Genomic DNA, 26175 nt, shown 5'->3' with positions numbered 1-26175 from the left:
TCTATTTAGTATTTGTCAACTTATTTTAAATATAGGTTTACAATTATTTTTTCAATTATTTCTCCTTATGCAAATGCTCAAGTTCTTTCCGAAGCGCCTGTTTTAAAAACTTCCCAACAGATGTTTTCGGAATTTCCTGCATAAATACAATATCGTCTGGTAACCACCACTTTGCAAACTGTGGTTTTAAAAATTCATATAGTTCTTCTTTTGTAACAGTGCTATTTGCCTTTTGTACAACGCAGGCAACTGGACGCTCTTGCCACTGCGGGTGTGGAACTGCAACAACGGCCGCTTCAAATATAGCATCATGTGCCATTAAAGCATTTTCAAGGTCAACTGAGGAAATCCATTCTCCCCCGCTTTTAATAACATCTTTCGTACGATCAACAATTTTCACGCAGCCTTCCTCGTCAACTGTAACAACATCACCAGTATATAACCAACCGTCTCGGAATCCTTCGACAGTACGATCATCGTTATAATAGCTTTCAGCAATCCAAGGTGCTCGTAAACATAACTCTCCCATCTCAGTACCATCCCACTTCACTTCACCGTTTGTACCGACTACTTTCATCTCTACACCAGGGACAAGATATCCTTGTTTTGAGCGGATTTCTAATTGCTCTTCATATGATAATTCTGTTTCATAACTTTTTAAACGTGCAAGTGTTACGAGTGGGCTTGTTTCAGTCATACCATATGCATGTACGAAAGGAACATTATATTTTTGTTCAAATGCTTTAATAACGCTTTTCGGTGCAGCAGCACCACCGCATAATATTCTCGTTATACTAGATAAATCGTAACTATTATTTTCTAATTCTTGTAATACACCGAGCCAGATTGTCGGCACACCTGCTGCTATCGTTACTTTTTCAGCTTGGATCATCTCTAATAAAATTTTTGGAGTAAACATTGGTCCTGGCAGAACTTGTTTAGTTCCAAACCAAGTAGCTGCAAAAGGAAGTCCCCAAGCGTTCACATGGAACATCGGTACAATTGCCATCGCCGCATCACTTTCCGATAAAGCAGCTGTATCCGCTAAACCGAGTGCCATACAATGCAGTACAGTACTACGATGCGTATATACAACACCTTTTGGATTCCCTGTAGTCGCTGACGTATAACACATACCAGCAGGTGTATTTTCATCAATATCTTTTACAAATTGGAAATTTGGATCGCCTTCTTCTAATAGTTTTTCATAATGATATACAGGTTCTAGCGTAGTATTTGGAAGTTCATCTTTATCAGTCATAATAATGTAGGCTTGTACAGTTGATAATTGTGATTGAATATTTTCAACGAGTGGTACGAGATCTTCATCTATAAGTAGAATGTGATCTTCTGCGTGCTGAATAATGTATGAAATATGTTGAGGAGATAAACGAATATTAATTGTGTGCAAAACAGAAGCAATACCAGGAATAGCAAAATAAGCTTCCACATGTCGATGATGATTCCACGCTAACGTTCCTATACGCTCGCCTTCTTTAATTCCTAATTTTTTTAACGCACTAGAAAGCCTTCTCGTCCTTTCACCTAACTGCTTATACGTTAACGTCGTAACTGTATCATGTGTCCGTGAAACAATTTCTTTCTTTGAAAACAGTTTTTCTGCTCTTTCCATCATAGAACTAATTGTTAGCGGTACATTCATCATCATATTGGTTATATCCCCCTTTAAAGCGTTTTTATTTTTCGTTCATTATAACAGACTTCTATAAATGATTACGACATTTTTCTGTATTTTCTGAATTATTTCTTTGGAAATAATTCAGAACGATAAAAAACATGTTTTGAATACATTGATTCGAAACATGTTTTTTATTTTTTATAAACTATCTACCTTTTTCCTTACTTTCTTTTTCAATTTAAAAATAAAACGATTACTGTATTCCTTATTTTCTACTAAAATCCGATACGTCTCTAACACTCCTAACACACGTACAAAAAGATAAACTCCGATAGCAATAAGTACAACACAATAAGGGTAATACTGCACTAATTCTCCTGAAGTTATATGCTTTTTCTCAAACAAAAACGGAATCGCTCCTGCTGCAATAAAACAAAATCCAACGATCACTACTGACGCATACTTCTTCTTAATAGTCGCATATCTTTTTGTCAATTCTTTTAGAAAGTTTTGATCAAATAGTAGTTCTTCCTTTTTCAATACATTGTATCGACTCTCTTCTATCGTTACAGGTGCCATCATTGCTCCGATCCCAAGCACTGCAATGATAATGACAAGAAACGTAGACATTGTTGCATTTTCTTTAAATAATAAGTACGGTATTGTAGATAAAATAAGCAAGCTAAATCCTAATGCAATATATTTAGAAATTTTTTGTCCATACACTACATACCCTTCTGCCATTTCCTTACTTACATAATAACCATTTTCCTTTTCGTTACTTTGCTCAGCAGTTTCTTTTAATAAATAGTCAAGTGATACTTCAAATACATTTCCAATCATTATTAACTTTTCAGTTTCAGGAAAACCTTGACCGTTTTCCCATTTACTAACCGCTTGCCTTGTTGTGTTTAATTTTTCAGCTAATGCTTCTTGAGAAAGGCCCTTTTCCTTTCTTAATTTAAAAAGCTTTTCACCAAATCCCATATGTGTGTCCCCCTTTGTTTTCTTACCTAAATTGTATGTAAACATTGCCTTTATCTCTATCTTCCCGCGGTTGCACTTTGTCAACTTACGGTTGCGAATGTGTTATATAGTGGTTTTGTATACGATTTAGCTATTATTCTTCTATGATTATGGCGTTAATAAACCACCTCTCTCAATAACCAATTATAATAATTAAAGGTAATTATTGTTATAAAAAAACAAAAAACTCCTTTATTCATTTAAAGGAGTTTTAAATATGAAATATTCCAAGAGGAGCTGTTTTTTCTTCCTCCTACTGCCTCACAATTTCTTCTATATATTTTTATGTGTCATATAACGAACCATGTACAGTATATGTTTTCATCTCTTTATCTGAGGCATACTCATATATATGTAAAATATTACTCTTATTAACTTTTCTAATAAAGTCACTTCCCAATAATCATAACGGCTTCTGCTTAAACTTTTCATAATGTCGTACTTTTAATAGAAGGATATTCCCGCAATCTGTACAAATATAAGCATCCACCGGTGAAGATGTGAACATCGTTTCCTTTTTCCGTATTTGTGCATATCCGACAAACTCACCTTCTCCTATGTTTTGAGAACCACAATTAGAGCATGCCTGCACGGCTTTTTTTTTCATGAGAGCACCACCTTTAATCTGTTTCCACTCCCTTCGACAGCTCACTTCCATTTCCCTTCCAAAAAACCTCTTATTCTCTCACATTTCAACAGGAATCTCAAAACAAAAATCGTATATATACCATGAAATATATTTATTAATGGAGGAATTTTATGACTACTGTTATAACACTCGATATAGCCACAGAAATTGAAAACGCAGAAATACATATGCTCTCTTCTAGACTAAAAGCATTACAAGCATTAGCTGAAAATCCAATGCAAGTACAAATGAAAAAGTTCGGGAGTGCCACTGCCTTTTCATCAAAAATAATTGCTGGTCCAGCTTTTAATACGGTAAAAGGTATTACATTTACAAATACAGATGAGATAGATGAAATCGTCTCTTATTATCAATCGCTACAAATCCCTTGTCGTTTTGAAATTACACCCGCTCAAGGTACAGCCAAATTATTTCAATACTTATCTCAAAGAGGATTTTACCAATCCAGCTTCCATACCGCTTTATATAGTATACCGAGAGAAGACCCTTCCCTTCTTCCTTCTAACATTTCAGTACGCGAACTAAAAGAAAATGAATTTCATATTTTTGCAGACATATACGTACGCGGATTTAACATGCCATCCTTTACAAAAGATGGCGTCCATCAAAATAACGAAATTCTCTACAATAAACCTGGCTGGCATTTTTTCATAGCCGAAGTTCAAAACACTCCTGCGGGTATTGGTGTCCTGTATATAAATAATGGGATTGCATCATTAGCTGCTTCTGCTACTTTGCCAGAATTTCAGCGTAAAGGCTGTCATACTGCATTAATTCAAAAACGAATAGAGACGGCTATTGAATCCAACTGTAACTTAGTAGTTGGACAAGCAAAGTTCGGTAGCAGCAGTCAAAATAATATGGAACGTGCCCATATGAAAATTGCTTATACGAAATCAATATGGACTGCAAAAGACATGTAATTTACATTCTTTCTCTTCTCATTACAATTTTATACATTTTATGACACTTTCTTTTCTATCCCATTAATCATTTGAATATTCAAACTATATTTGTTACGCTATTACTAGATACATCATTCAACTTGCACTATGAAAAGAGAATTCTAATCAAACTACAAGGAGGAGAAATGTATGACTAAACATGATCATGGTTTAAAAGAAAAAGTAGAAGGTGCTATTGATAAGGTAAAGGGTGAAGTAAAAGAAGTTGTTGGGAAAGTAACTGACAATAAGAAATTACAAGCTGAAGGAAAATGGGATAAGGTGAAAGGCACTGCTAAAGATACAGTTGGTAATGTGAAAGAAAAAGTACATGAATATAAAGAACATAAGAAAGAAAAATAAAAAAGAGCCCATCGGCTCTTTTTTATTTTCCTTCATTCTTCTCTAACACGTATAAATCTTCTTCAATATTCGTTAATTTCTCACTTACAAGCTTTCTTGCATCTCCAATTGCTTGATTGTATGCAAATGGTCCAACTAATTTAATCATCTCTTCTATTAAACGCTCTGCTTGGAAACGTCCAATTTCATCTAAATCTTCTTCCATGAAAAATTGCTGAATTTGTGCTACAAGCTCTTCTTTTTTATCATTTGGTATTTTTATATTCATCATCGTTGTTACTCCTCTATATTTAAGATAATATCTTCCTTAACTCTACCATAGAAAAACGATTACCAGGACAGCTTTTTGTAACTCCTTCTAACTCCCTATGACCGAGTATATTCTCTTTCTTTATAGCAAATTTCTTCATAAATATTTTACATAAAGAATATAATGCATTCACTTGTGCAGGAGTTGGATCGTATTTATCAAAATTTCCCGTCATACATATTCCAATTGTATGGCGGTTATGATCTTTCGCATGCGCTCCAATATGTAAACCTCGTCCTTCCACTACAGTTCCGTCCTCTTCGATAAAATAGTTGTAACCAATCCCACTCCACCCTTTTACAGTTTGATGAAATTCATGCGTTTTATACACGTCCCATCCATCTTCAGCTGTATGGTGAATAATCAGTTTGTTTACTTTTTCTAAAGGAACTAATTCATCTTGAAATGTTAGATTGACACGTTTAATTTCCATTTGAACTGCCTCCTCTTAAAAATCAATCATAATAATCGTTTTATCATCTGGTCTGATTCTCTTTTCCCCTTCCAGCTCTTCAATGATTGCTACATATTCGTTTATACTATTCTTTCTTATATATGCAACTGTTTGTTCGAGTGGCCAATCTGGGTGAAATAACCCGTCTGAACAAATAAAAATTCCACTCACTTCATCTATATGTAATTCACCATGTTGTAAATAATGTATCGCTTCTTTCATTCCATTTGCAACTGAATAACCATTTGGCATATTTGCAAGATAACGATTGTACTTTAACTGTTCTCGAACATCTTGAAAAACATGTTCCTCCGGGACAGATAAACCTTTCTTACGATCTTCTTCCCTCTTCCTTTTTGCTCGGTTACTAATTCCTTTAACTGTGTCTTTCGTTAATACTTGCATCGTTCCATTTTGAAAAGTTGCGACAATCATACAGTCCCCAAGCTGCGCATATTCAATTTTCTCACCATCTATTTGAACTGCCGCAATACATGTACACCACAAATGATCTTTCTTTCTCGTATCTACTTTATATTCCAACATTTTGCTTTGCAATGCTTCATTTGCTTTTGCAACTGCAAATCGTAACCTATGATTCTCTCGTAATGAAGTAAAATAACTTGCAAATAAATGCGAAGCGATGTATGCTCCATTATGTCCATTTTCATCACCAAACGGGACAAGTGGTGTTGCACCGTCACATACACCATAAATCTTTTTTTCTTTATTACAAAAATAAGAATCCTCACATTCTTGCTTCAACGGGCTTTTCTGTTGATATGTTTTTATCTTCACAACTGTATCCCCTTTCAAATAATAAAATACTCAAATTCTTTTGATTAATCTAATTTACCGAAATAAACTGTTTTTACCCAAAACTTTCAATATCATATATAATCTTGAAATAATATGAATTTTTCAGTGAAGGACGGGAAAGAAATGGTCAGATTCCTTGGTGTTATTATCGGTTCTATTATTATTGCGGTTGCCTTTAATCTTTTCCTTATCCCCCACAAAATTTTAAGTAGTGGAATTGGCGGAATTGCTATTATTTTAGGAATTGTAACCCCTGTAAACACAGGCATTATTAACTTTGTATTAAACTTACCTATCCTTATTTTAGGGTACATAGGTCTTGGAAAAAAAGTAATTTTTAACACAGTTGTCTCTGTAGTTGTATTATCTGTTGCATTATACTACGTTCCAGTAAAAGTCGTAGCAACAGATCCATTGTTATCTTCTATCTTCGGAGGTGTCATCGCCGGAGCTGGTATTGGTCTTGTTTTTAACTGTAATGGATCCACTGGTGGATTTGATATTATCGGTATGCTTTTATCCCGCAAGCGAGACATTAAACTTGGCGGATTCCTTATTATTTTAAATGCAGTCGTTGTAATAATCGCAGGATTCTTCTTCACCTGGGATGTTGCACTTACAAGCTTACTTTCAATTTATGTAACTGGTAAAGTAATTGATGCTGTTCATACAAAACATCGTAAAGTTACACTTATGATTGTAACAAATGAAGCAGAAAAAATGAAAAAACAACTTCTTTCAACTGTTGTACGTGGAATAACGTTACTTGATGGCGAAGGTGCTTATTCAAGCGAGAAAAAGCGTGTACTTATGACCGTCGTTTCTCGTGAAGAATTAGCAAGTATGAAACTAACAATTTCTGAAATCGACCCGAATGCATTCGTTAATATTACAGAAACTGTAGAAGTATTAGGACTTTTCAGAAGAAGTTAAAGACTAGGTGGGAATCCATCTAGTCTTTATTTTGCATAAATTCAATTCGGTTTCCAAATGGATCTGACACGTAAAATCGAATTACATCTGGCCGTGCATAATCATCAATCACTTTAACACCTTGCTCTATAAGTGTTTGCTTAAATTCATTAATTTCATTCACATAAAAAGCTGGATGAGCCTTTTTAGCTGGTGTAAAGTTCCGCTCCACACCAATATGGATTTCTTGATTTCCGCATTTAAACCAACATCCACCTCGTTTTTTCAACTTTTCTGGCTTTGGAATTTCTTCCATACCAATCGTATTCCCATAAAAATCACGCGCCTCTTCTTCACACCCTACAGGTGCAGCTACTTGCACGTGATTAATCCCTTGAATATAATTTTTCATTTTCTCTCCCCCTCCTCTACCCTAATGTTATACGGAAAACAGCCGTCTGTAACTTACAAGAGGTTTATAAAACAATATAAGCTCCCCTTATTAACATCCTGCATTCACCTTGCAAAAAATAAAAAAAACAAAATTTATTCTATAACTTCCATTTTTTATAGAAATACACATTACATCTATATTATAGTTATGAATAGACAAATCTTTTTAGATGCTATTTGTACGGAGGAACTATTATGAGTCGTAAAAAATATTCACCAACTCAAAAAAAACGTCATCCGAACATTTCTAGACGTTTGCGAAACCATATACAAGATCGTTCATTAACAGAAATGTACGCATCTCTGTTCGAACACAATCCTGATAGTATTATTTCATTAAATTTAGAAGGAGTTATTCTACATATAAATCCTTCTGCCGAAAGAATATTAGGTTACACTTCTTTAGAATTAGAACAGAAAAATATTACCTCTATTTTAGAAGCCCATATTTCTGAGCAAGTATTACAAAATATAAAGAATACTGAAGCGGATAATCAACAAGAGTATATCTTATCTATTTATCATAAAAATGGATTCTTATTAGATGTTGTGACAAAACTAGTTCCTATTTTTGTTCAAAATCGTCTTACTGGCGTATATGCTATTATGAAGCCGCTTGAAAAATCAGAAAGAATTGAGAATATGCTAAAAGAAAGTGAGAAGAGATTACGTACATTAGTAAACTCCATGCCTGCCTTTGTTATATTTAAAGATCATGAAGGGCGCTGGCTTGAGGCAAATGACTACGCACTTTCTTGCTTCAATTTCCATCATGTACCTTACCATGGGAAAAAAGATAGCGAACTCATTCAATATAATGAAGCATACCGAGAAGCTTTTTTACATTGTGAAGAAATTGATGAACTAGCATGGCAACAAAGACAAATTCTTCATGGCGAGGAATTTATTATACATAGAGATGATTTCGATCTAATCTTAAGTATATCAAAAGTCCCGCTTTATCATCATGACGGTTCTCGCAAAGGTCTTATCGTGATGGGGAGAGATGTTACTGAGCTAAAAGAAACTGAAAAGTTATTACGAAAATCTGAGAAGCTCGCAGTAGTCGGACAACTGACAGCTGGAATTGCCCATGAAATTCGAAATCCACTCACTTCTCTAAAAGGTTTTCTAACGTTGCTCCTCCCTGAAATAAATGAGGAGCAAAAATGGTATATCGATGTTATGTTAAGTGAGATTTCACAAATGGAATCCATCACGAGTCAATTTATGGCGATGTCTAAGCCACAAGTATTATCTATCCAAACTTGTAACATACAAACTTTAATTGAAGAGGTAGTTACATTTATTTTACCGACTGCAATTATGCATAGCGTTCATATCATCATGGATCATTTTGATTACGTATATGATATTCAATGTGACGGTAACCAATTAAAACAAGTTTTTATAAACATATTAAAAAATGCGATAGAAGCGATGCCAAATGGCGGAAATATTTTCATTCAAACAAAACCATTAGAGGATAATTTCATCTTAATACGAATTATCGATGAAGGTTGTGGCATTCCAGAAGATCGTATCTCCCGTCTAGGCGAACCTTTTTATAGTTTAAAAGAAAAAGGCACAGGACTAGGATTAATGATGTGTTACAAAATAATTGAAGAACATCATGGTAAATTACACATTTCAAGCGAATTAAATAAAGGTACGATTGTTGATATTGAGCTACCACTTTCTTCATCTCATCTTGCAATCCAGTCTTAAATAAAAAAGAAGCATCTGCTAATCGTTAGCAGATGCTTCTTTTTTAAAATGCTTTGTCATACCACTCTTTTGCTTTTTCTACTTCACCCATCGTTAATTGATGCCCTCGATTTTCCCAATGTATTGTTACATTCGCGTTTGCATTTTCTAATAGTACCTTCAATTCCTCGGACTCTGCTGATGAACAAATTGGGTCATTTGTCCCAGCAGCAATAAACACAGATTTCCCTGCTAAATTTGCTAATTGCATTCCTCTTCTTGGTACCATTGGGTGATGAAGCACAGCACCTTTCAATGCATTTTCGTAATGGAATAATAAGCTTGCTGCGATATTTGCCCCATTCGAATAACCGATAGCTACAATGTTATTTCTATCGAATTTATATTCTTTAGCCGCTTCATCTAAAAATTCATTTAATTCCTTCGTACGGAAAATTAAATCCTCTTCATCAAAAATGCCTTCTGCTAATCGGCGGAAGAAACGCGGCATCCCATTCTCTAACACATTTCCCCTAACGCTTAATACCGACGCTTCCGGATCAACTATTTCTGCAAGTGATAGTAAATCTAATTCATTACCACCTGTGCCATGAAGTAATAACAACACTGGTTTTGACGTATCTTTTCCTTTTTGAAAAACATGTTTCATCATAATCCTTTTCCCCCTTCAATCACTTTAATCTAAATTTCTCACTTCAAATGGTAAAAGCGTTTGTTCAATCTGTTTTCTATGTTGTTCATATTGTTCCGGTAACTTTAATTCCTCACCCATCGTCTCTAACGATTCATCATGAGCGAAACCAGGAGGATCTGTTGCAATTTCAAATAAGATTTCACCATGTTCTCTAAAATAAATCGCGTTAAAATAATTTCGGTCTTGTACAGGAGTTACGTGATATCCAAAACGAGTCATATGCTCTTTCCAGTCTAGCTGATCTGCATCGTCACTCGCTCTCCAAGCAATATGATGAACTGTGCCAACGCCCATTTGGCCACGACCGATTGTTGATAATTTCAAATCAATAATATTTCCAATGTCAGCAGAAGAACGGAATCGAACAAATTCACCCTCTTCTCCAATTTTCTCAAGACCCATAATATGTTCTAACAATTCAGCTGTTTTTTGAGGCTGTGCAGATAAAAGAACAGCACCTCCAAACCCTTTAATTGCTACTTCTGGTGTAACTTCTCCAAAACTCCAATTATTTAATTCGCCTTCTTCTCTTTCAACTAATTCTATATGCAAACCATGCGGATCATCAAATTCTAAATACTGTTCTCCAAAACGAGTCATTTTTGTATACGAAACATCGAATTTTTCTAATCTATTTTCCCAAAACTCCATTGTACCTTTTGGTACAACGTAAGACGTAATTCCTACTTGACCATCTCCAATAATACCTTGACGAGCACCTGCCCATGGGAAAAACGTAATAATTGTTCCAGGCTTTCCTCCTTCATTTCCAAAATAAAGATGGTACGTACCTGGATCATCAAAATTCACTGTTTGTTTCACTAAACGTAACCCCAATACACCAGCATAAAAATCTACATTTTCTTGTGGATGTCCTACGATTGCTGTAATGTGGTGAATTCCCATCGTTTTCTTTGTCATTTTCTCCGCCCCTTTTTATTTCATTTTAAAAACTTTTATTCATTAAAATTCATTATTCATTTTGTCCATACTGAAAAGTAAAATCCGTCATTATAATCTTATCTCGAATTCGAGATATTAATTATAATATCACACTTGAATGTCTACTTTATCAAAATAATCTCAAATTCGAGATAATTCTCAAAAAATATTTACTCTATTTAAAATCTGTATTCGTAACATAAATTATCTTGAACTCAAATTTATTATAAGTTACTTACTTTTAGTTGTCAACGAATTCCGTATTTTCATTTTAAATAAAAAGAGAGTAAACGCCAGTTTCGTCTACTCTCTTCGCTAATTATTTCGTTTCCTCTTCCAGCACTGCTTCCATCTCATTAAATTCACGATGAACTGCCTTAACGGGTTCTTTCGTTAATAAACTTACAACGATAACAGTTAATAAACTACAGAAGAATCCAGGTACCATTTCATACATAGTCGCTTTTAAACTTGGAATTTGTACCCATGCTATAACAACTACTGCACCAACAATCATACCTGCAAGAACGCCCCACTTATTCGTCCTTTTCCAATATAAACTTAATAAAATAGCTGGTCCGAATGCTGAACCAAATCCAGCCCAGGCATAACCTACAAGTGTTAAAATTGTATCACTTGGATGATACGCTAAAACAACTGCGATCATAGCTACTACTAATACTGATAATCTACCGATAAATACAAGTTCTCTGTCACTTGCGTTACGACGGAAAAATGTTTTATAAAAGTCTTCCGTTACTGCACTTGAAATAACAAGTAATTGTGAGGAAATACTACTCATAATCGAAGCCAAAATAGCTGATAATAAAAATCCTGTAATGTATGGATGGAATAAAATATTTGAGAATGTTACAAAGACCATTTCTGGGTCTTGTAATGTCGCATTATTTTTAGCATAATAAGCGATACCAATTAGACCAGTAAGCATTGCACCTATAATTGAAATCGTCATCCAACCGATACCGATTCTACGAGAAGTTTTTAAATCTTTAATAGAGGTAATTGCCATAAAGCGGACAATAATATGTGGTTGACCAAAATACCCAAGACCCCATGCTAAAAATGAAATAATACCAAGTATTGTAGTCCCTTTAAACATATCTAAATGTGATGCATCAACTTGCTTAATCGTATTGAATGTTTCTGTTACACCACCGACATCCGTAAAAGCAACAATTGGCACTAGTACAAGCGCAATAAACATAATACACCCTTGCACAAAGTCCGTCCAACTTACGGCTAGAAAACCACCAAATAGCGTATACGCAACAACGACACCCACTGTTACAAATAAACCAATTTTATAATCCAGGTTAAAAGAATTTTCAAACAAACGTCCACCTGAAACTAAACCAGCCGACGCGTAAAATGTGAAAAATACTAAAATGACGATAGCGGAGACAAAACGAAGTATTTTCGTACGATCTTTAAACCGATTTTCTAAAAAGTCTGGAATCGTAATTGAATCATTTGCCACTTCTGTATACGTTCGTAAACGCGGGGCAATGATTAAATAGTTTGCATAAGCACCTATTAATAAACCTATCGCAATCCATACACTTGATAATCCTGTTGCATACATCGCACCAGGTAATCCCATTAGCATCCAACCACTCATGTCAGAAGCACCAGCTGATAAAGCTGTAACTGCTGGACCGAGTCCTCTTCCGCCTAACATATAATCTGATAAATCGGATGTCTTCTTATAAGACCAATATCCGATATACAACATACCTGCCATATAAATAGCAAGCGAAACCATAATTTCAATCTTCACCAAATCTCTCCCTTAGCCCATAAGCCATTCAAAATTTCGAAAAATGACTTTTTCTATTTTCTTGTATTCGCTTATGGTTCCCTACCTTAACAAACATTTTTTGTTCTTTCAAGTGAACGAGCACTTTTCATTACATGTGAAAACCTTTATAAACGCCTTTATCCCAGTGGATTACAATGATTTTTCAAGAAATTTAAGTAAAAATATTCAGAAAATTAAACAATGTTTTTTTCACACCTTATTTTCATTCGTTTACCCGATAAATTTTAAAAGAAAAAGCCATACAAATGTATGACTTTTAGCTTATTGACATCTCAATTTTCTCTTTCTCTACATATACTTTACGAAATTTCATATAGCATCCAATACGCCAGGGTACTATATAACAAACCGCAAGAGTGTAGAAAAGAATGCCAATTGACTTTGGATCTAAACCTTGTAAATGTCTTCTAAAATAAGCACGTAAAAGAACGATAACTAAAAATGTAGCAATAAAAGCGATACTTTTTTTCGCATAAATTTGGCCATCTTCTCTAACTTCATACCCACTTAAAATAATAAGTGGAATTGACAATAACAGACCGATCCCAGCAGCTATACCAATTTGCCAACCAACAAGTTGTATCGGTGCAGCATATAAAGAAAAACCTGGTAATAAGAAGAATAATGGCAATAGTAATCGTCTTCCTTTATTTTTAATTGGTCGATTCATAGAACGCATGCGTCTAAATATAACGAGCCCTATGACGAGTAAAAAAATTGTAATACTGTACGAACCTTGCTGCAAGTGAATCTCTCCCTAAAAATAGTCATTTTTAAAAACACTTCCCTATTATACTCCTAATTTTTCCAAACAATATGATTATTCCTCTGAAAAATCTTACATATCAAATATACTTTTAGATTTGATTTACTATAGGAAACAATTCCGAAAGAGGAACTACTCTCCCCATCTCGTCTTTAAACACAATATGCTCTCTAGTTAAATGGCGCGGGCTCTTCACTCCCGCTGCCGCTGCTAATGAAAATAAACTATATCTCATACTAATAATATAATTCATGACTCGCCACTTCTTCTCATACGGATCTAACGCTTTTTGATAATGCGGATTCGTCGTGGCTACACCAGATGGACATTGGCCAGAATTACATTGAAGGGCCATAATACAGCCGCTTGCCATCATAAATCCGCGGGCTGAACTTACAGCATCCGCTCCAATCGCTAAAGCAATCGCCACTTTATCTGGTGTGATTAATTTCCCCGATGCAAACACTTTGAATTTGTCCCGAACACCATAATGATTCGCTGTATCAATACATGTCAGTAACGCTGGAATAAGCGGCATTCCCATACTATCTGCCATCGATTTATACGTCGCTCCTGATCCACCTTCTGAACCATCAATTGTAATGAAATCTGGATAGATATTTAACTCTTTCATCGTTTTAAATAAATCTTCCAAAGGCTCCTGCTGACCAATTACAATTTTCATTCCAACTGGTTTACCGCCGCTTTCTTGCAACTGTTGAATAAAACAAAGTGTATCCGTTGCATTCTTTAAAAATGAAAATCGATTCGGTGAATTAATCGTCTCTCCCTTTCTGACGTTGCGAACAGAAGCAATTTTCTCATTTACTTTTTGTCCCTCTAGATGACCACCACGTATTTTAGCACCTTGCCCAAATTTCAATTCGAATGCTCTAATATTACTTTCTTTTGCTTTCTCCCTGAATTTTCCCATTGAAAAATTACCGTCCTCATCGCGGTATCCAAATAACCCTGGACCAATTTGCGCAAGGATATTTGCTGCTGTATGTAAATGTTCTGGAATAACGCCACCTTCACCAGTATTAATCCACGATCCGCCTGCCATTTTTGCTCCAAAACCACTCGCTAAAATATAATTTTCTCCAATCGCGCCGTAAGAAGTCGCAGATGCACCAAACATACCATGTAGCTTCCACGGATATTTACGGTTCTCACCGACTATAATTGCATCATCTTCTTCGTACAGCCAAAGATTCGTTGTATCCGCTGTCAATTTTTCTCTTCTTGAAAATAACCCTTCTTTATGAATCACGTACTTTTTACCTTCTCGCTCTTGCGTGAGATTCACACTTAATTCCTCAGTCAATATCGGAAATAATGTATTAGCAATATAATAGCCAGAAGCTTCAAAATCTCGTTTTGATCCAAAACCAAGTATTTCAGAGCGATATTTCGCTAAAAACATAACACTTTGAAAATCATAACGTGAGAAAGGCTTTCCATCCGTATCATGATCAAACCAATATTGTCGAAATTCAGGCCCTATCTTTTCCAGTAAGTAGCGCATTCTTCCTAAGTATGGATGTAACTTTAAAATAGAATGATGTGTTCGTTTTTTTATAAAAAATGTAATGATAAAAAAGACGATTAAAAGCAACATTAAAAATAGTAATATACTAATAATAACGAGTAGCGTTTCACTCATCCCGCTTCCCCCTATAAAATCCCATAATAAAAGGAGAACACTCGATGTGTTCTCCTTTTATCTTTATTCATACTAACGTAACAAGATGCTCTTTCGCGTCATATTCAACTAAACTTTCAGCATGTTTAATTCGATGAACAAAGTCTGGATTAGCAATTAACGGTCTGCCGAATGCCACTACATCAATCGTTCCTTCTTGCAACGCTTCTTCGGCCTCTTTCGGATTTAAATTACCAACCCCAACAATTGTACCATCCCAATATTTTCTTACTAGTTGATGAAAATTCTTTCCGTCAGCAATTCCTTGCGTATAATTCATCGTTGAAGGATGGATCATCGTTAATCCAACTTCTTTGAACATATTTACGAACGTTTCAATTGCAAGCTCAGGATTTTCCCACATATAAGTAGGATTATCACCTTTGAAAGCAGAGAAGCGAAGAAGTGTTTTATTAGCTCCAACAGCTTCTATTACAGCAGCCGTTACTTCTTTCATAAACGTTAACCTTTGTTTTAAATTACCGCCATATTTATCTGTTCGCTTATTCGCAGACTCATACGTAAATTGATCAATTAAATATCCGTGTGCACCGTGAATTTCTACTCCATCAAATCCAGCTTCGATTGCATTTTTCGCAGCTTGTGCGTATTGACCAATCACTTCTTGTATTTCTTCTAACGTCATTGCTTCTGGCGTATCAAACGGTTTACGAAAACGTGGAACATTTCCCTCTGCAGCGATAGCAGATGGTGCTTGCGGCATTTGTCCACCAATTATTTCATGATGACTCATACGCCCAACATGCCATATTTGAGCAATAATCGTCCCGCCTTCTTTATGTACTGCCTCTGTAACAGGTTTCCAAGAATCGATTTGTTCTTGTGTATAAATTCCTGGTACTCCTGGATTCCCTTTCGCTCTTGGACTAATGACAATTCCTTCTGTAATAATTAATCCAACTCCGTCAGCAGCACGCTTTCTATAGTATTCCACTACATCAGCACCCACTGCTCCAGTCTCATTATCTGCAAAGCATCTTGTCATTGGTGCCATTGCTATACGATTACGAAGAGACCAAGCTCCAATTTGAATTGGATCAAACAACTTTGTTTCTTCAACGTTTTCAAAAGATCCCCCAGCGTTTACATTTGTTCCTTCATAAATACTCGCTGCTTTATTACTTGAACTTGTCATCTTTCTTCCCCCTAAAAAATCTTACTATAATCGCATCATACTTACTTTTAGATAGTAACGTCAATTTTTACGACTTTACAATAAAAAATTCGAATATAAAAAAAATAAAATGCTATAAATAATATTAAAAAGGTTTCCTTAGAAGGAAACCTTTTTTGTTGAACATATATGGTTGTCAATTCATTTATCTCTTTAATATAAAAAATACCTTATCAATAGAAGTGAATATGGTTCAGTATTCTTCTAAAAATAATAACTTATATACCTAAAACAATGAAAGCCCTACCTCTCTTTCATCCTTACGGCTCCTCGTCCGTGCCAGTGTGAATCAGGATTGCAAAAATCAAGTAACTATTTTATCGAAGTATTCAATTAAACTTCGAACATTCATAAATGAAATTAAAAAATAAAAATGGATTTGATTGTAGTAATAACAATAGAGGTAATGCTCTAAAAGTGGTGTGAAAGAGTTGAATGTCTTTGAAATGATAAATTTTCTATAATTATGTTCCCAAAAAATTCAAGATCTTTTTTGGGATATAATACATTATTTGTAATGAACCTTAACAAAAGCTTTTTATCTGATTTTCTGTGATACCTTCAATTAATCCCAGCTCACTAATCAAAAATTCATATGCGTTATCTAACATCTTCTTTTCGCTTGCATTAAGTGCTTTTTCTTTCTGTATACGCATTAAATCACGCACAACTTCAGCACCTTCTTGCATTTTACCCGTCTTTATTTTATCAGTGTTCAATTTATACCTTTGTTTCCACGTAAGTAATCTATCTGACTCCCCATGTTGAAAAATATCCATTATGTGTACTAATGCGGTTATATCCGTAACTGGTCGTATATTCGAATTCGATATTCTCCCTGCTGGAATCATTAGTTCCATATTACTAGCCGACATTTTTATAACATAATACTGTTGTTTTTCTCCTGAGATTTCCTTCTCTTCTATGGCTTTAATTATACCTGCTCCCTGCATTGGATAAACAATGTTATCGCCAATTTGAAACAAATAATCCACCTCCATATATGGTAACCTTCTCAAGCTTAACATACTTTTAGTTTTTTAGCAAAATTTTATTTTATCATAAAATTATTTTACAAGTCAACACTTCAGAAGCAAGAAATTAAATTTACACAATACACTATAACAACCCGCAATTTTATTAACGGTTCCATACACATTCATTCTCTTTTAACATAAAAACACATCACTACTTTTGAGTAGTAATGTGTTTTTGATAATGCATAGATAAAGATCTACTTTTCCGTCTATATACTAACCCGCTTACTAATTGTTTCCCTCGCTAAAAGAAAACTCATAATTACTTGCGCAGCTACTCGGCTCGTCATATCCCTAAAATCAAGAGTTGGATCAATCTCTACTATATCCATTCCTTGAACGAGCGGTTCTTTACCAAGGAATTCAATCGCATCTAGTAAAGTCGTACTATCCATTCCACCAGGCCCAATTGCTGGACAACCTGGTGCAAACGCTTGGTCTAGTACATCCATATCAAGAGAAATATAAATAGAAGTCACACCTTGTTTTCTTAATACTTCAATACTTTCCGTGATAATATCTTTTATTTCTCGCTCTCGTACGTCTTTCATTGTATACACTGTTACGCCATGCTCTATTGCATATTCATGGTACGCACGTGCGTTAGAAAAATTACGAATTCCAATTTGAACAAGTTGTTTCCCTGTAATGACATCATTTTCTAATAAACTACGGAATGGTGTACCATTTGACGGGCCTCCATCATCTAAATTACGTAAATCATGATGAGCATCAAATTGAATAATCCCGACCTTTCCTTTACTGTTTGTAAAGCCTGTTATACTCGGAAAACTAATCGAGTGGTCACCACCAAGAACGATTGGTACCATGTTCGGATTTACTTTCGTTACATGACCAACTGTTTTCGCAATTCGGTTATGACTTTCTTTTATATCCGTCACATGCATCGTGATATCGCCGCAATCATATAAGACACTTTCTTTCATATCGTGTTCTTCTGTAATTGCGTACGTACTATATGCATCTAACATCGCACGAATTGTTTTTGGAGCAAAACTTGCTCCTGAATGACTAATAGATGGCTTAGAAAGGGGTGCTCCAATTAAGGCAGCACCGAATATTTCTACGCCTTCCTCCCAATCTTTAATCATCTCACTCCATTTTGTCACTTCACGATCAATAAACTTTGCATTCTTCTTTAAATAGTGGCCGTGCTCCACGATTGTTCACCTCTTGTATATGCAATATTACCATTCTTCCATACTGTATTCACATGACTTACGCCGTAATGATACGGTACGTAAGCATAATTATAAGCATCCCATAAAACTAAATCTGCCTTACGACCAACTCTAATTTTCCCAGCTACATCACCACGGTTAATGGCATATGATGAGTTAACCGTTACGGCATTCCACACTTCTTCTGGTGTCATTTTCAGTTTTAGCATCGCAATGCTCATAATAAGCTGAATATTTTCAGTTGGACAGCTACCTGGGTTAAAGTCTGTAGCTAACGCAACTGCAACACCTTCATCAATCATTTTACGACCACGAGCAAAGCTTTCTTTATTTAAATAGAAAGTTGTTCCTGGTAATAATGTTGCTACTGTATTCGAGTTTGCAAGCATTTCAATCCCTTTATCAGAAGCGCCAACTAAATGGTCCGCTGATGCTGCACCAATTTCTGCCGCTGCTTCCGCACCACCAAGAGGGTCTATTTCATCCGCATGAATTTTCACATCAAAGCCAAGCTCTTTCGCTTTTAATAAAAACTCTTTTGATTCTTCGACAGAGAACACACCTGTTTCACAGAAAATATCAACGAACTCCGCTAATTGCTTCTCTTTCATTTCTGGCAATAAGTCTAACATCCATTGTAAAAATTCTTTCGATCTACCTTTATATTCTTTCGGAACTGCATGAGCACCTAAAAATGTGGAAACTAAATCGATCGGATGCTCTTTTTGTAATTGTGCTGTTGCCTCTAATTGTTTCCATTCCGTCTCATCATCTAATCCGTAACCGCTCTTCGCTTCTACAGTAGTAACTCCGAAAGATAGCATACGGTCTAAATGGAATTTCGCTTTTTGAACAAGTTCTTCCTTCGACGCCTGTTTCGTTGCATTTACAGTTGAAAGAATACCTCCGCCTTGTTCTAAAATTTCTAAGTACGGAACTCCTTGTAATTTTAGTGCGATTTCATTTTCGCGAGATCCACCAAATACAAGATGAGTATGCGGATCAACAAGACCAGGAGAAACCATTTTCCCGCCGCAATCAATAACTTCTTTCGCCTGAAGTCCTTTCGCTTCTTCCGCTGTTCCAACGAAAGTGATTACATCATTTTCAATTCCAACCACACCGTTTTCGATAACAGGAAGCGTGTTCATCGCTTCCCGCCTTAACAAGCCATCTTCTTGATCCATTGTTAGTAATTGACCGATATTTATTAGTAAAGTGTCCAGCATGTTTTCTCCCCCTTATTTCATCATTGGAATGTTAACGCCTTTTTCTTTCGCAGTTTCCACTGCTAAGTCATATCCTGCATCAACGTGACGAACAACACCCATACCAGGGTCAGAAGTTAATACGCGCTCAATACGTTTTGCTGCTGCTTCTGTTCCATCTGCAACAATAACCATTCCAGCGTGAAGTGAATAACCCATACCAACGCCGCCACCGTGGTGAACAGATACCCAACTCGCACCGTTTACACTATTAATTAATGCATTTAAAATTGGCCAGTCTGCTACTGCATCACTACCGTCTTTCATCGCTTCTGTTTCACGGTTGGGAGATGCTACTGAACCGCAATCTAAATGGTCACGACCAATAACGATCGGTGCTGATAATTCACCATTTGCCACCATTTCATTAATGATGCGGCCAAACTTCGCACGCTCACCGTAACCTAGCCAACAAATACGTGATGGAAGCCCTTGGAACTCCACTTGTTGACGCGCCATACGAATCCAGTTACATAAATGCTCATTGTCAGCGAATTCTCGTAAAATTACTTCATCTGTTTTATAAATATCTTCTGGATCACCAGAAAGAGCTACCCAGCGGAATGGTCCTTTTCCTTCACAGAATAATGGACGAATAAATGCTGGAACAAATCCTGGGAAATCGAAAGCATTTTTCAAACCTTCATCGAAAGCAACTTGGCGAATGTTATTTCCATAATCAAATGTAATTGCGCCTTTTTCTTGCATCGCAAGCATTGCTTCTACGTGCTTTGTCATACTTTCTTTTGATAATTGTACGTAACGTTCTGGGTCTTCTTCACGAAGTTTCGCTGCCTCTTCTAACGTATAACCTACTGGAATATAACCGTTTAATGGATCATGAGCAGATGTTTGGTCCGTAACTAAGTCAGGGATAATATTACGATTTACTAACTCAGGTAAAATTTCTGTTGCATTACCTAATAATCCAATTGAAATAGGCTCTTTCTTCTCTTTATACTCGTTTGCAATAGCCAATGCTTCTTCTAATGATTCTGTATACTTATCACAATATCTCTTTTCAATACGACGATCGATGCTGCGCTTATCTACATCAATAGCAATGACAACACCGCCATTCATCGTTACAGCAAGAGGTTGTGCACCACCCATACCACCTAAACCAGCAGTAAGTGTTAATGTACCTTTTAATGAACCATCGAAATGTTGACGAGCTGCCTCACCAAATGTTTCATATGTTCCTTGTAGAATCCCTTGTGTTCCAATGTAAATCCAGCTACCAGCTGTCATTTGTCCGTACATCATAAGTCCTTTTTTCTCTAGTTCTCGGAAGTGATCCCAATTCGCCCATTTTGGTACTAAGTTTGAGTTCGCTAACAGAACGCGCGGTGCATCTTCATGTGATTTAAAAATGGCAACTGGTTTTCCTGATTGAACAAGTAACGTTTCATCGCTTTCTAACGTTTTTAATGAATCTACAATTGCATTGTAGCTTTCCCAGTTACGAGCTGCACGGCCAATTCCGCCATATACAACTAATTCTTCTGGTTTTTCAGCAACTTCAGGATCTAAATTGTTCATTAACATACGAAGTGCAGCTTCTTGCACCCACCCTTTCGTTTGTAACTCTGTACCTCTTGGCGCGCGAATTGTTTGTTGTACTTTTTCCATTTCAATCTCTCCCTTTTCTCATTTTATAGTGCTGCGTTTACATCTAATCTTTCTTTTATCGAATAATTCGTTTTTAACCAATGCGCAATATTTTCAATATCCGTTGAGAATATACGGTCATTTGTAATAGAAGGTACTTGCTGACGACCTTGATGGTAGAAGCTCTTCGTCACTGTACTCATGTTTTCAATACCACGATATTCTGCTGCTTGCATTGCACAAATCATCTCAATTGAAAGAACACGTCTTGCATTTTGAATAATTTGATGTGCATGGCGTGAAGCAATTGTTCCCATACTTACATGATCTTCTTGGTTAGCTGACGACGGGATTGAATCTACACTCGCTGGATGTGCTAACGTTTTATTCTCAGAAACAAGTGATGCTGCTGCATACTGCATAATCATTGCACCAGACTGAAGTCCTGGTTCTGGACTTAAAAATGGAGGTAAATCATTTAATTGCGGATTTACTAAACGCTCAATACGACGCTCCGAAATATTTGCAAGTTCCGCCATTCCTACTTTTAAGAAGTCCATCGCAAACGCAATCGGTTGACCATGGAAATTCCCGCCCGAAATTACTTTTTCTCCGCCATCAAAGATTAGCGGATTATCCGTTGCTGCATTCATTTCAATTTCTAATTTTTCTTTCACATAATTCAAAACTTGCCAAGAAGCACCGTGTACTTGCGGGATACAGCGAAGTGAATAGGCATCCTGTACACGTAGTTCTCCTTGTTTTGTTGTTAACTTACTATCATGAAGAATGTCACGAATTCTGCTTGCTACATCTACTTGCTCTTTATAACCACGTGCTTTATGAACATTTTCATCAAATGCATCAATAATGCCTTGTAACCCTTCAATTGTCATCGAAGCAATTAGTTCAGCTTGATACGCCGTTGCTTCTGCCTCTATATAAGAAAGAACTCCTTGTGCTGTCATCGCCTGCGTACCATTAATTAACGCAAGACCTTCTTTCGCTTCAAGTTCAATTGGCTCAAGCCCTTCTTCTGTAAGAGCAACCATTGCATGAACGCGTTTCCCTTTATAGAACACTTCACCTTCGCCTAATAATACGAGAGCGAGATGAGATAAAGGTGCTAAATCTCCACTTGCACCAAGTGAACCTTGTTGCGGGACAACTGGGTGAATTTTACGATTTACAAACTCAAGAAGCATATTTACAACAAGCGGTCTAACACCAGATACTCCTTTAAGCATCGTGTTCGCTCGTAAAATTAACATACCGCGTGATACTTCTTCAGGGAATGGATCGCCTATACCGCATGCATGTGACTGAATTAAATTGTGTTGAAGTGCCTTTACATCATCTTTTTGAATAAGCACATCACTGAACTTTCCAAATCCAGTTGTAATACCATAAACGACTTTTCCGTCCTCGACAATTTTCTCAACAACTTCGCGGCACTCCGCCACCTTTTGCATACTAGTTGGACAGGCTGTTACACCTTCCCCTTCAAGTAACAATCTCTTCATTTCTTCAATTGTCAATGTGTGTCCTGTTAACGTAATCATTCTTTTTTTCCTCCTTAAAAAGGCAAAAGGGGACCTTATCTTTTTAAGACAGACTTCTGTCCTAAAAAAGTAAGGCCCCCTTCTAACTAATAGACTATGGGCAAATCATATGTGATTAATTCCTAAACCAATCGCCTCATGCTCAGATCCTTTTACAGGTGCACCAATCGTTCCATATAGCGCAACAGCAACCCATTCGCCTTCTTTTTTTCCGTCGTATGGTCTACCGCGCACAATCGCAAATCGAAGTCCTACTGTACGAAGAACGTCTGCTAACTGAATTTGACCTCTCGTCACTCCGTACAATGCTTCCATAATTGCATGATAAAGTGCATGTGTTTCTCTGTAAACATCTGTTTCAATAACTTGGTTGCTCTTAGCCGCTGTTTCCATTGCTGCTACAACTTTTTGCGAATTCATCGAACCCACTTTCCCCGTACAATACTTCCAACCTTTTGGAATAGATAATACAGGGCTTTCATTCTCATCCGCAAGTGCCAACAACATGGCCATACGACCAATTCGATGTGTTCCTTGGAGAAGCATGTGACTCTCTCATTTCTTTTAATTATTTGAATATTTCTTAATTTAAGAATATATGAAAACGGTTAAATCGTCAATAGTTTAAACTCACATTCAAACATTTTTTTCATCTCCTCCATTTGTGTACACAAATGATTTACACAAATTTTTCAGACGTGCTATAGTCTCACTAACAGATGCAAAGGGGCGATATTTCAATGACGAAGCGAAAAGATATTCATTTTCGAATTGAAGAAAAATTACTTGAAAGGTTTGAATCTGCACTTCAATATGAAGGTTTAAAGAAAACCGACGTATTAACACATGCGATTCAGCAATTTTGCACGAAGGTGGAATGTGAAAAAATGAATGATGTAAAACGGCAATATAGCGTCAGTAACAATTTACAAACACGTATCGATACGCATAAACATTACGAAGAAAAACAAGTGAATTTAGATGAAATCGTTATTGAACATTTACAACTTCAAGGGGAAGAAAGCATATTAGAGGTTGGGTGCGCTAGTGGAAAATTCCTTTCCCTTTTACAAACAAATGGTCATAAAGGCCCATTAACCGGGTTGGATCAATCCGAAGCTATGCTTGCTCAAGCTGCTAAGACGAATAACTTAATAGAATGGAAACGAGGGGATGCTAATAAACTTCCTTTTGAAACAAATTGTTATGACCTAATAATTGCAAGACATATGTTATACCATGTGAAAGACGTTGAAACAACAATTCAAGGATTACATAAAGTAATTCGTCCCGGCGGCTCACTTTTAGCTACAACAAATTCTAACGATACACTACCTCGTATAATTGAAATGTGTAACCGCATGTTAGACGCATTTGATTTACCGAAAACAACATCATCAGTCACTCCATTTTGTTTAGAAAACGGTAAAGAGATATTACAATCCGTTTTTCCAACTGTTGAAGAAACAGTTATTCATAATGCGCTCGTTTTTCATCATGCTACCCCAATAGTAAACTATATTTCTAGCATGTTTCCATCGCTAAATATACCCGATAATATGTATCTTCAAGCCGAGATGAAAGAATGGCTAACAGAAGAAATCAACAAGGAATTATCTCTCCATAACGGTATATGGCGCGATCCAAAAACGTTAGTAATTTATCGGTGTAAAAAAGAAAAAAGCTAGCATTTGCTAGCTTTTACACGTTTTCTCGTAAAAGTTTCTCCATTACTACATTGCCTTTACCACAATAAAAATTTGTATTATGTTCGTCTGCCACTCCAAAATAAGAGGCAATCACTATTCCAAATGCTACAAATGCATGCCCCTGTGCTGTAATAATATTTGAATGTTTCACAACTTCTTCATACACAAAATTTTTTACTGGAAAACAATCGAATTTTTGATAATCTATAGTCGCAGTATAAGAAATCCCCTTAAATAAGCCTGCTTTTGCTAGCGCATACGGTCCAGCGCAAATTGCCGCCACTAATTTTTCTTGTTCATGAAATTGCCGAATGATTGAAAAAAGAGTTTTTGCATCTTTTAACTGTACTTCTTCTCCACCTGGAATAAGTATCCCCTCATACTCATCTACACGTACTTCACTTACTTCTATATGCGGCTGCACTTGCAACCCAGTTTCACTTATAACCAATTCCTTAGTTAAACCTACTGTAATGATGTCATATTTCTTTTTCAGCAATGCTGTAGCTACCGTTATTTCAAACTCCGCAAATGTTGGATATACGAATAAAAGTATTTTTTTCATAACGCTTTCTCCTTCAACCATCTCATAAAATATGCCTCTAATTCGTCCACTGTTAATCTATTCGTGTCCAAATAAGTTACAGGAAATTGTCTATACCAATCTTTTTCCGTTTCTACTAATTTAAATTGCTCATCAAATGTACTTCGTTTTCTTGTCCTATCGTTATTTTTTCTATCATATACATTCTTTTTTGTCACATCTAAATAAAAAATAGCATCTGAACGACATTCTCTTAATTTATATAATTCATCTTTCAATCCAGTTTCTATATCCCACTCTTTCCCTATAATCATTGGATAAAAAAGTGTATAAAATTCAATATCTTCAGGTCCACGATCAAAAATAACAACTGAATCTTTCACATTTTGAAACTCCTTTATTTTTACTTCGATAAACATTTTTTGATTTATGATAAACCCTTCTTTTGAATTCACATCCAAATTTAATTGCTTTCGCTTTTCTACAATTGGATAAGGATTTTCATATATAACCGAATATCCTCTCTCTTCTAATCTTTTAGCCAATGTTGTTTTTCCGCTTGCCATCGGCCCTTGCAGTGAAATTACGTATGCCATGCCTCTCATTCCCTTACACTTTAGTACACCTATAATATACAGAAATTTGAAAACTCTCAACATTATATATATCATCTTGTTTCTTATTCTTATCTAACTTATAATGAAAAATAGAGATTATGACGGACGCATCAATAATGTAAGCTTGGAAATCCAAGCTTACATTATTTTTTGCTTTCCCTTTTCTAATAAAAAGAGTATACTAGA

General features: G+C 35.9%; 26 protein-coding genes. 5 read left to right on the top strand and 21 right to left on the bottom strand.

Translation table 11 applies throughout. From position 1 onward, the window contains the following. Positions 1–55: 55 nt before the first annotated feature. The 3 genes from N2V92_RS16850 to N2V92_RS16840 form a co-directional block, all read right to left on the bottom strand. The gene (locus tag N2V92_RS16850) at positions 56–1669 is read right to left on the bottom strand and encodes a long-chain fatty acid--CoA ligase (protein WP_042595448.1); all 1614 of its coding nucleotides are present in this window, start codon (positions 1667–1669) and stop codon (positions 56–58) included. A gap of 168 nt (positions 1670–1837) precedes the next feature. Next, complete coding sequence (locus tag N2V92_RS16845) at positions 1838–2626, bottom strand: helix-turn-helix domain-containing protein (protein ID WP_000505609.1); 789 nt, start codon at positions 2624–2626, stop codon at positions 1838–1840. 442 nt (positions 2627–3068) lie between these two features. Further along, the gene (locus N2V92_RS16840; RefSeq protein WP_042595450.1) at positions 3069–3272 is read right to left on the bottom strand and encodes a hypothetical protein; all 204 of its coding nucleotides are present in this window, start codon (positions 3270–3272) and stop codon (positions 3069–3071) included. Positions 3273–3424: 152 nt separating this feature from the next. On the opposite strand from N2V92_RS16840, the gene N2V92_RS16835 reads away from it, so the two are divergent. Both N2V92_RS16835 and N2V92_RS16830 read left to right on the top strand, forming a co-directional pair. After that, positions 3425–4237 (top strand): GNAT family N-acetyltransferase, encoded by an 813-nt coding sequence (locus N2V92_RS16835; protein ID WP_000214258.1) that lies wholly within the window; start codon positions 3425–3427, stop codon positions 4235–4237. 171 nt (positions 4238–4408) lie between these two features. Then, positions 4409–4621: a CsbD family protein gene (locus N2V92_RS16830; RefSeq protein WP_000160410.1), complete on the top strand. Its 213-nt coding sequence runs from the start codon at positions 4409–4411 to the stop codon at positions 4619–4621. 22 nt (positions 4622–4643) lie between these two features. Here N2V92_RS16830 and N2V92_RS16825 read toward each other — a convergent pair whose 3' ends face one another. Genes N2V92_RS16825 through N2V92_RS16815 form a run of 3 tightly spaced genes read right to left on the bottom strand, consistent with a single transcriptional unit; the run spans position 4644 to position 6201 of the window. Continuing rightward, positions 4644–4892: a DUF2164 domain-containing protein gene (locus tag N2V92_RS16825; RefSeq protein ID WP_000981064.1), complete on the bottom strand. Its 249-nt coding sequence runs from the start codon at positions 4890–4892 to the stop codon at positions 4644–4646. 19 nt (positions 4893–4911) lie between these two features. Then, positions 4912–5364: a peptidoglycan recognition protein family protein gene (locus N2V92_RS16820; protein WP_000403997.1), complete on the bottom strand. Its 453-nt coding sequence runs from the start codon at positions 5362–5364 to the stop codon at positions 4912–4914. A 15-nt stretch (positions 5365–5379) separates the two neighbouring features. Further along, on the bottom strand, positions 5380–6201 hold the full coding sequence (locus N2V92_RS16815; RefSeq protein WP_002162635.1) for a protein phosphatase 2C domain-containing protein: 822 nt from the start codon (positions 6199–6201) through the stop codon (positions 5380–5382). Positions 6202–6327: 126 nt separating this feature from the next. On the opposite strand from N2V92_RS16815, the gene N2V92_RS16810 reads away from it, so the two are divergent. Then, positions 6328–7137 (top strand): YitT family protein, encoded by an 810-nt coding sequence (locus N2V92_RS16810; RefSeq protein WP_000251344.1) that lies wholly within the window; start codon positions 6328–6330, stop codon positions 7135–7137. A 19-nt stretch (positions 7138–7156) separates the two neighbouring features. Here the strand turns inward: N2V92_RS16810 and N2V92_RS16805 are convergent, their stop codons facing one another. Beyond that, on the bottom strand, positions 7157–7528 hold the full coding sequence (locus N2V92_RS16805; RefSeq protein WP_000800779.1) for a VOC family protein: 372 nt from the start codon (positions 7526–7528) through the stop codon (positions 7157–7159). A 236-nt stretch (positions 7529–7764) separates the two neighbouring features. Between N2V92_RS16805 and N2V92_RS16800 the strand changes: the two genes are divergently transcribed. Beyond that, a complete protein-coding gene (locus tag N2V92_RS16800; protein ID WP_042595456.1) occupies positions 7765–9297 on the top strand; it encodes a BA3702 family sensor histidine kinase in 1533 nt (510 codons plus the stop codon). Positions 9298–9340: 43 nt separating this feature from the next. Here the strand turns inward: N2V92_RS16800 and N2V92_RS16795 are convergent, their stop codons facing one another. From N2V92_RS16795 to hutP, 12 genes are all read right to left on the bottom strand, one after another. Continuing rightward, entirely contained in the window at positions 9341–9949 is a 609-nt protein-coding gene (locus tag N2V92_RS16795) for an alpha/beta hydrolase (protein WP_000975496.1), read from the bottom strand. Positions 9950–9973: 24 nt separating this feature from the next. After that, on the bottom strand, positions 9974–10912 hold the full coding sequence (locus tag N2V92_RS16790; RefSeq protein WP_044798047.1) for a ring-cleaving dioxygenase: 939 nt from the start codon (positions 10910–10912) through the stop codon (positions 9974–9976). A gap of 340 nt (positions 10913–11252) precedes the next feature. Then, positions 11253–12731, bottom strand: coding sequence for a sodium/proline symporter PutP (gene putP, locus N2V92_RS16785; RefSeq protein ID WP_000687593.1), 1479 nt, complete (start codon positions 12729–12731; stop codon positions 11253–11255). 298 nt (positions 12732–13029) lie between these two features. Next, positions 13030–13518: a cytochrome c biogenesis protein CcdC gene (locus N2V92_RS16780; protein ID WP_001183916.1), complete on the bottom strand. Its 489-nt coding sequence runs from the start codon at positions 13516–13518 to the stop codon at positions 13030–13032. Between the two features lie 112 nt (positions 13519–13630). Next, a complete protein-coding gene (locus N2V92_RS16775; protein ID WP_042595465.1) occupies positions 13631–15205 on the bottom strand; it encodes an FMN-binding glutamate synthase family protein in 1575 nt (524 codons plus the stop codon). A gap of 67 nt (positions 15206–15272) precedes the next feature. Next, positions 15273–16400, bottom strand: a complete 1128-nt coding sequence (locus N2V92_RS16770) for an alkene reductase (protein ID WP_000204597.1) — start codon at positions 16398–16400, stop codon at positions 15273–15275. Between the two features lie 563 nt (positions 16401–16963). Next, positions 16964–17425: a CarD family transcriptional regulator gene (locus tag N2V92_RS16765; protein WP_170264802.1), complete on the bottom strand. Its 462-nt coding sequence runs from the start codon at positions 17423–17425 to the stop codon at positions 16964–16966. 260 nt (positions 17426–17685) lie between these two features. Next, positions 17686–18657: a formimidoylglutamase gene (gene hutG / locus N2V92_RS16760; RefSeq protein ID WP_000399844.1), complete on the bottom strand. Its 972-nt coding sequence runs from the start codon at positions 18655–18657 to the stop codon at positions 17686–17688. Next, positions 18636–19907: an imidazolonepropionase gene (gene hutI, locus N2V92_RS16755; protein WP_000887549.1), complete on the bottom strand. Its 1272-nt coding sequence runs from the start codon at positions 19905–19907 to the stop codon at positions 18636–18638. Before hutI ends, hutG begins: the two co-directional genes overlap by 22 nt. A 12-nt stretch (positions 19908–19919) precedes the next feature. After that, positions 19920–21578: a urocanate hydratase gene (gene hutU / locus N2V92_RS16750; protein ID WP_042595469.1), complete on the bottom strand. Its 1659-nt coding sequence runs from the start codon at positions 21576–21578 to the stop codon at positions 19920–19922. Between the two features lie 23 nt (positions 21579–21601). Then, the gene (hutH, locus tag N2V92_RS16745) at positions 21602–23119 is read right to left on the bottom strand and encodes a histidine ammonia-lyase (protein WP_000631844.1); all 1518 of its coding nucleotides are present in this window, start codon (positions 23117–23119) and stop codon (positions 21602–21604) included. A gap of 105 nt (positions 23120–23224) precedes the next feature. Next, positions 23225–23665, bottom strand: coding sequence for a hut operon transcriptional regulator HutP (gene hutP / locus N2V92_RS16740; RefSeq protein ID WP_000926515.1), 441 nt, complete (start codon positions 23663–23665; stop codon positions 23225–23227). A 194-nt stretch (positions 23666–23859) separates the two neighbouring features. Between hutP and N2V92_RS16735 the strand changes: the two genes are divergently transcribed. Further along, positions 23860–24807: a class I SAM-dependent methyltransferase gene (locus N2V92_RS16735; protein WP_000166776.1), complete on the top strand. Its 948-nt coding sequence runs from the start codon at positions 23860–23862 to the stop codon at positions 24805–24807. Between the two features lie 13 nt (positions 24808–24820). On the opposite strand, the gene N2V92_RS16730 is transcribed toward N2V92_RS16735, so the two are convergent. Together N2V92_RS16730 and N2V92_RS16725 are read right to left on the bottom strand one after the other, a co-directional pair. Further along, positions 24821–25393 (bottom strand): DJ-1/PfpI family protein, encoded by a 573-nt coding sequence (locus N2V92_RS16730; protein WP_000722190.1) that lies wholly within the window; start codon positions 25391–25393, stop codon positions 24821–24823. Beyond that, positions 25390–25968 carry an AAA family ATPase gene (locus N2V92_RS16725; protein WP_000332115.1) on the bottom strand — a complete coding sequence of 193 codons (579 nt, stop codon included), beginning with the start codon at positions 25966–25968 and terminating at the stop codon, positions 25390–25392. The genes N2V92_RS16730 and N2V92_RS16725 overlap by 4 nt, the downstream gene beginning before the upstream one ends. Positions 25969–26175: the final 207 nt, after the last annotated feature.

Source organism: Bacillus sp. CH_48, assembly GCF_038008465.1.
Classification (GTDB): Bacteria; Bacillota; Bacilli; order Bacillales; family Bacillaceae_G; genus Bacillus_A; species Bacillus_A thuringiensis_S.
This window is presented reverse-complemented; position numbering and strand designations above follow the sequence as displayed.

Coding starts and splice junctions, on each gene's coding strand:
- hutI (WP_000887549.1), bottom strand. CDS start 19,907: ATGCTGGACACTTTACTAATAAATATCGGTCAATTACTAACAATGGAT.
- N2V92_RS16770 (WP_000204597.1), bottom strand. CDS start 16,400: ATGACAAGTTCAAGTAATAAAGCAGCGAGTATTTATGAAGGAACAAAT.
- N2V92_RS16845 (WP_000505609.1), bottom strand. CDS start 2,626: ATGGGATTTGGTGAAAAGCTTTTTAAATTAAGAAAGGAAAAGGGCCTT.
- N2V92_RS16825 (WP_000981064.1), bottom strand. CDS start 4,892: ATGATGAATATAAAAATACCAAATGATAAAAAAGAAGAGCTTGTAGCA.
- N2V92_RS16795 (WP_000975496.1), bottom strand. CDS start 9,949: ATGATGAAACATGTTTTTCAAAAAGGAAAAGATACGTCAAAACCAGTG.
- N2V92_RS16775 (WP_042595465.1), bottom strand. CDS start 15,205: ATGAGTGAAACGCTACTCGTTATTATTAGTATATTACTATTTTTAATG.
- N2V92_RS16830 (WP_000160410.1), top strand. CDS start 4,409: ATGACTAAACATGATCATGGTTTAAAAGAAAAAGTAGAAGGTGCTATT.
- N2V92_RS16730 (WP_000722190.1), bottom strand. CDS start 25,393: ATGAAAAAAATACTTTTATTCGTATATCCAACATTTGCGGAGTTTGAA.
- hutH (WP_000631844.1), bottom strand. CDS start 23,119: ATGATTACGTTAACAGGACACACATTGACAATTGAAGAAATGAAGAGA.
- N2V92_RS16800 (WP_042595456.1), top strand. CDS start 7,765: ATGAGTCGTAAAAAATATTCACCAACTCAAAAAAAACGTCATCCGAAC.
- N2V92_RS16840 (WP_042595450.1), bottom strand. CDS start 3,272: ATGAAAAAAAAAGCCGTGCAGGCATGCTCTAATTGTGGTTCTCAAAAC.
- N2V92_RS16820 (WP_000403997.1), bottom strand. CDS start 5,364: ATGGAAATTAAACGTGTCAATCTAACATTTCAAGATGAATTAGTTCCT.
- hutP (WP_000926515.1), bottom strand. CDS start 23,665: ATGCTTCTCCAAGGAACACATCGAATTGGTCGTATGGCCATGTTGTTG.
- N2V92_RS16735 (WP_000166776.1), top strand. CDS start 23,860: ATGACGAAGCGAAAAGATATTCATTTTCGAATTGAAGAAAAATTACTT.
- N2V92_RS16790 (WP_044798047.1), bottom strand. CDS start 10,912: ATGACAAAGAAAACGATGGGAATTCACCACATTACAGCAATCGTAGGA.
- N2V92_RS16725 (WP_000332115.1), bottom strand. CDS start 25,968: ATGGCATACGTAATTTCACTGCAAGGGCCGATGGCAAGCGGAAAAACA.
- N2V92_RS16810 (WP_000251344.1), top strand. CDS start 6,328: ATGGTCAGATTCCTTGGTGTTATTATCGGTTCTATTATTATTGCGGTT.
- N2V92_RS16850 (WP_042595448.1), bottom strand. CDS start 1,669: ATGATGATGAATGTACCGCTAACAATTAGTTCTATGATGGAAAGAGCA.
- N2V92_RS16835 (WP_000214258.1), top strand. CDS start 3,425: ATGACTACTGTTATAACACTCGATATAGCCACAGAAATTGAAAACGCA.
- N2V92_RS16805 (WP_000800779.1), bottom strand. CDS start 7,528: ATGAAAAATTATATTCAAGGGATTAATCACGTGCAAGTAGCTGCACCT.
- hutU (WP_042595469.1), bottom strand. CDS start 21,578: ATGGAAAAAGTACAACAAACAATTCGCGCGCCAAGAGGTACAGAGTTA.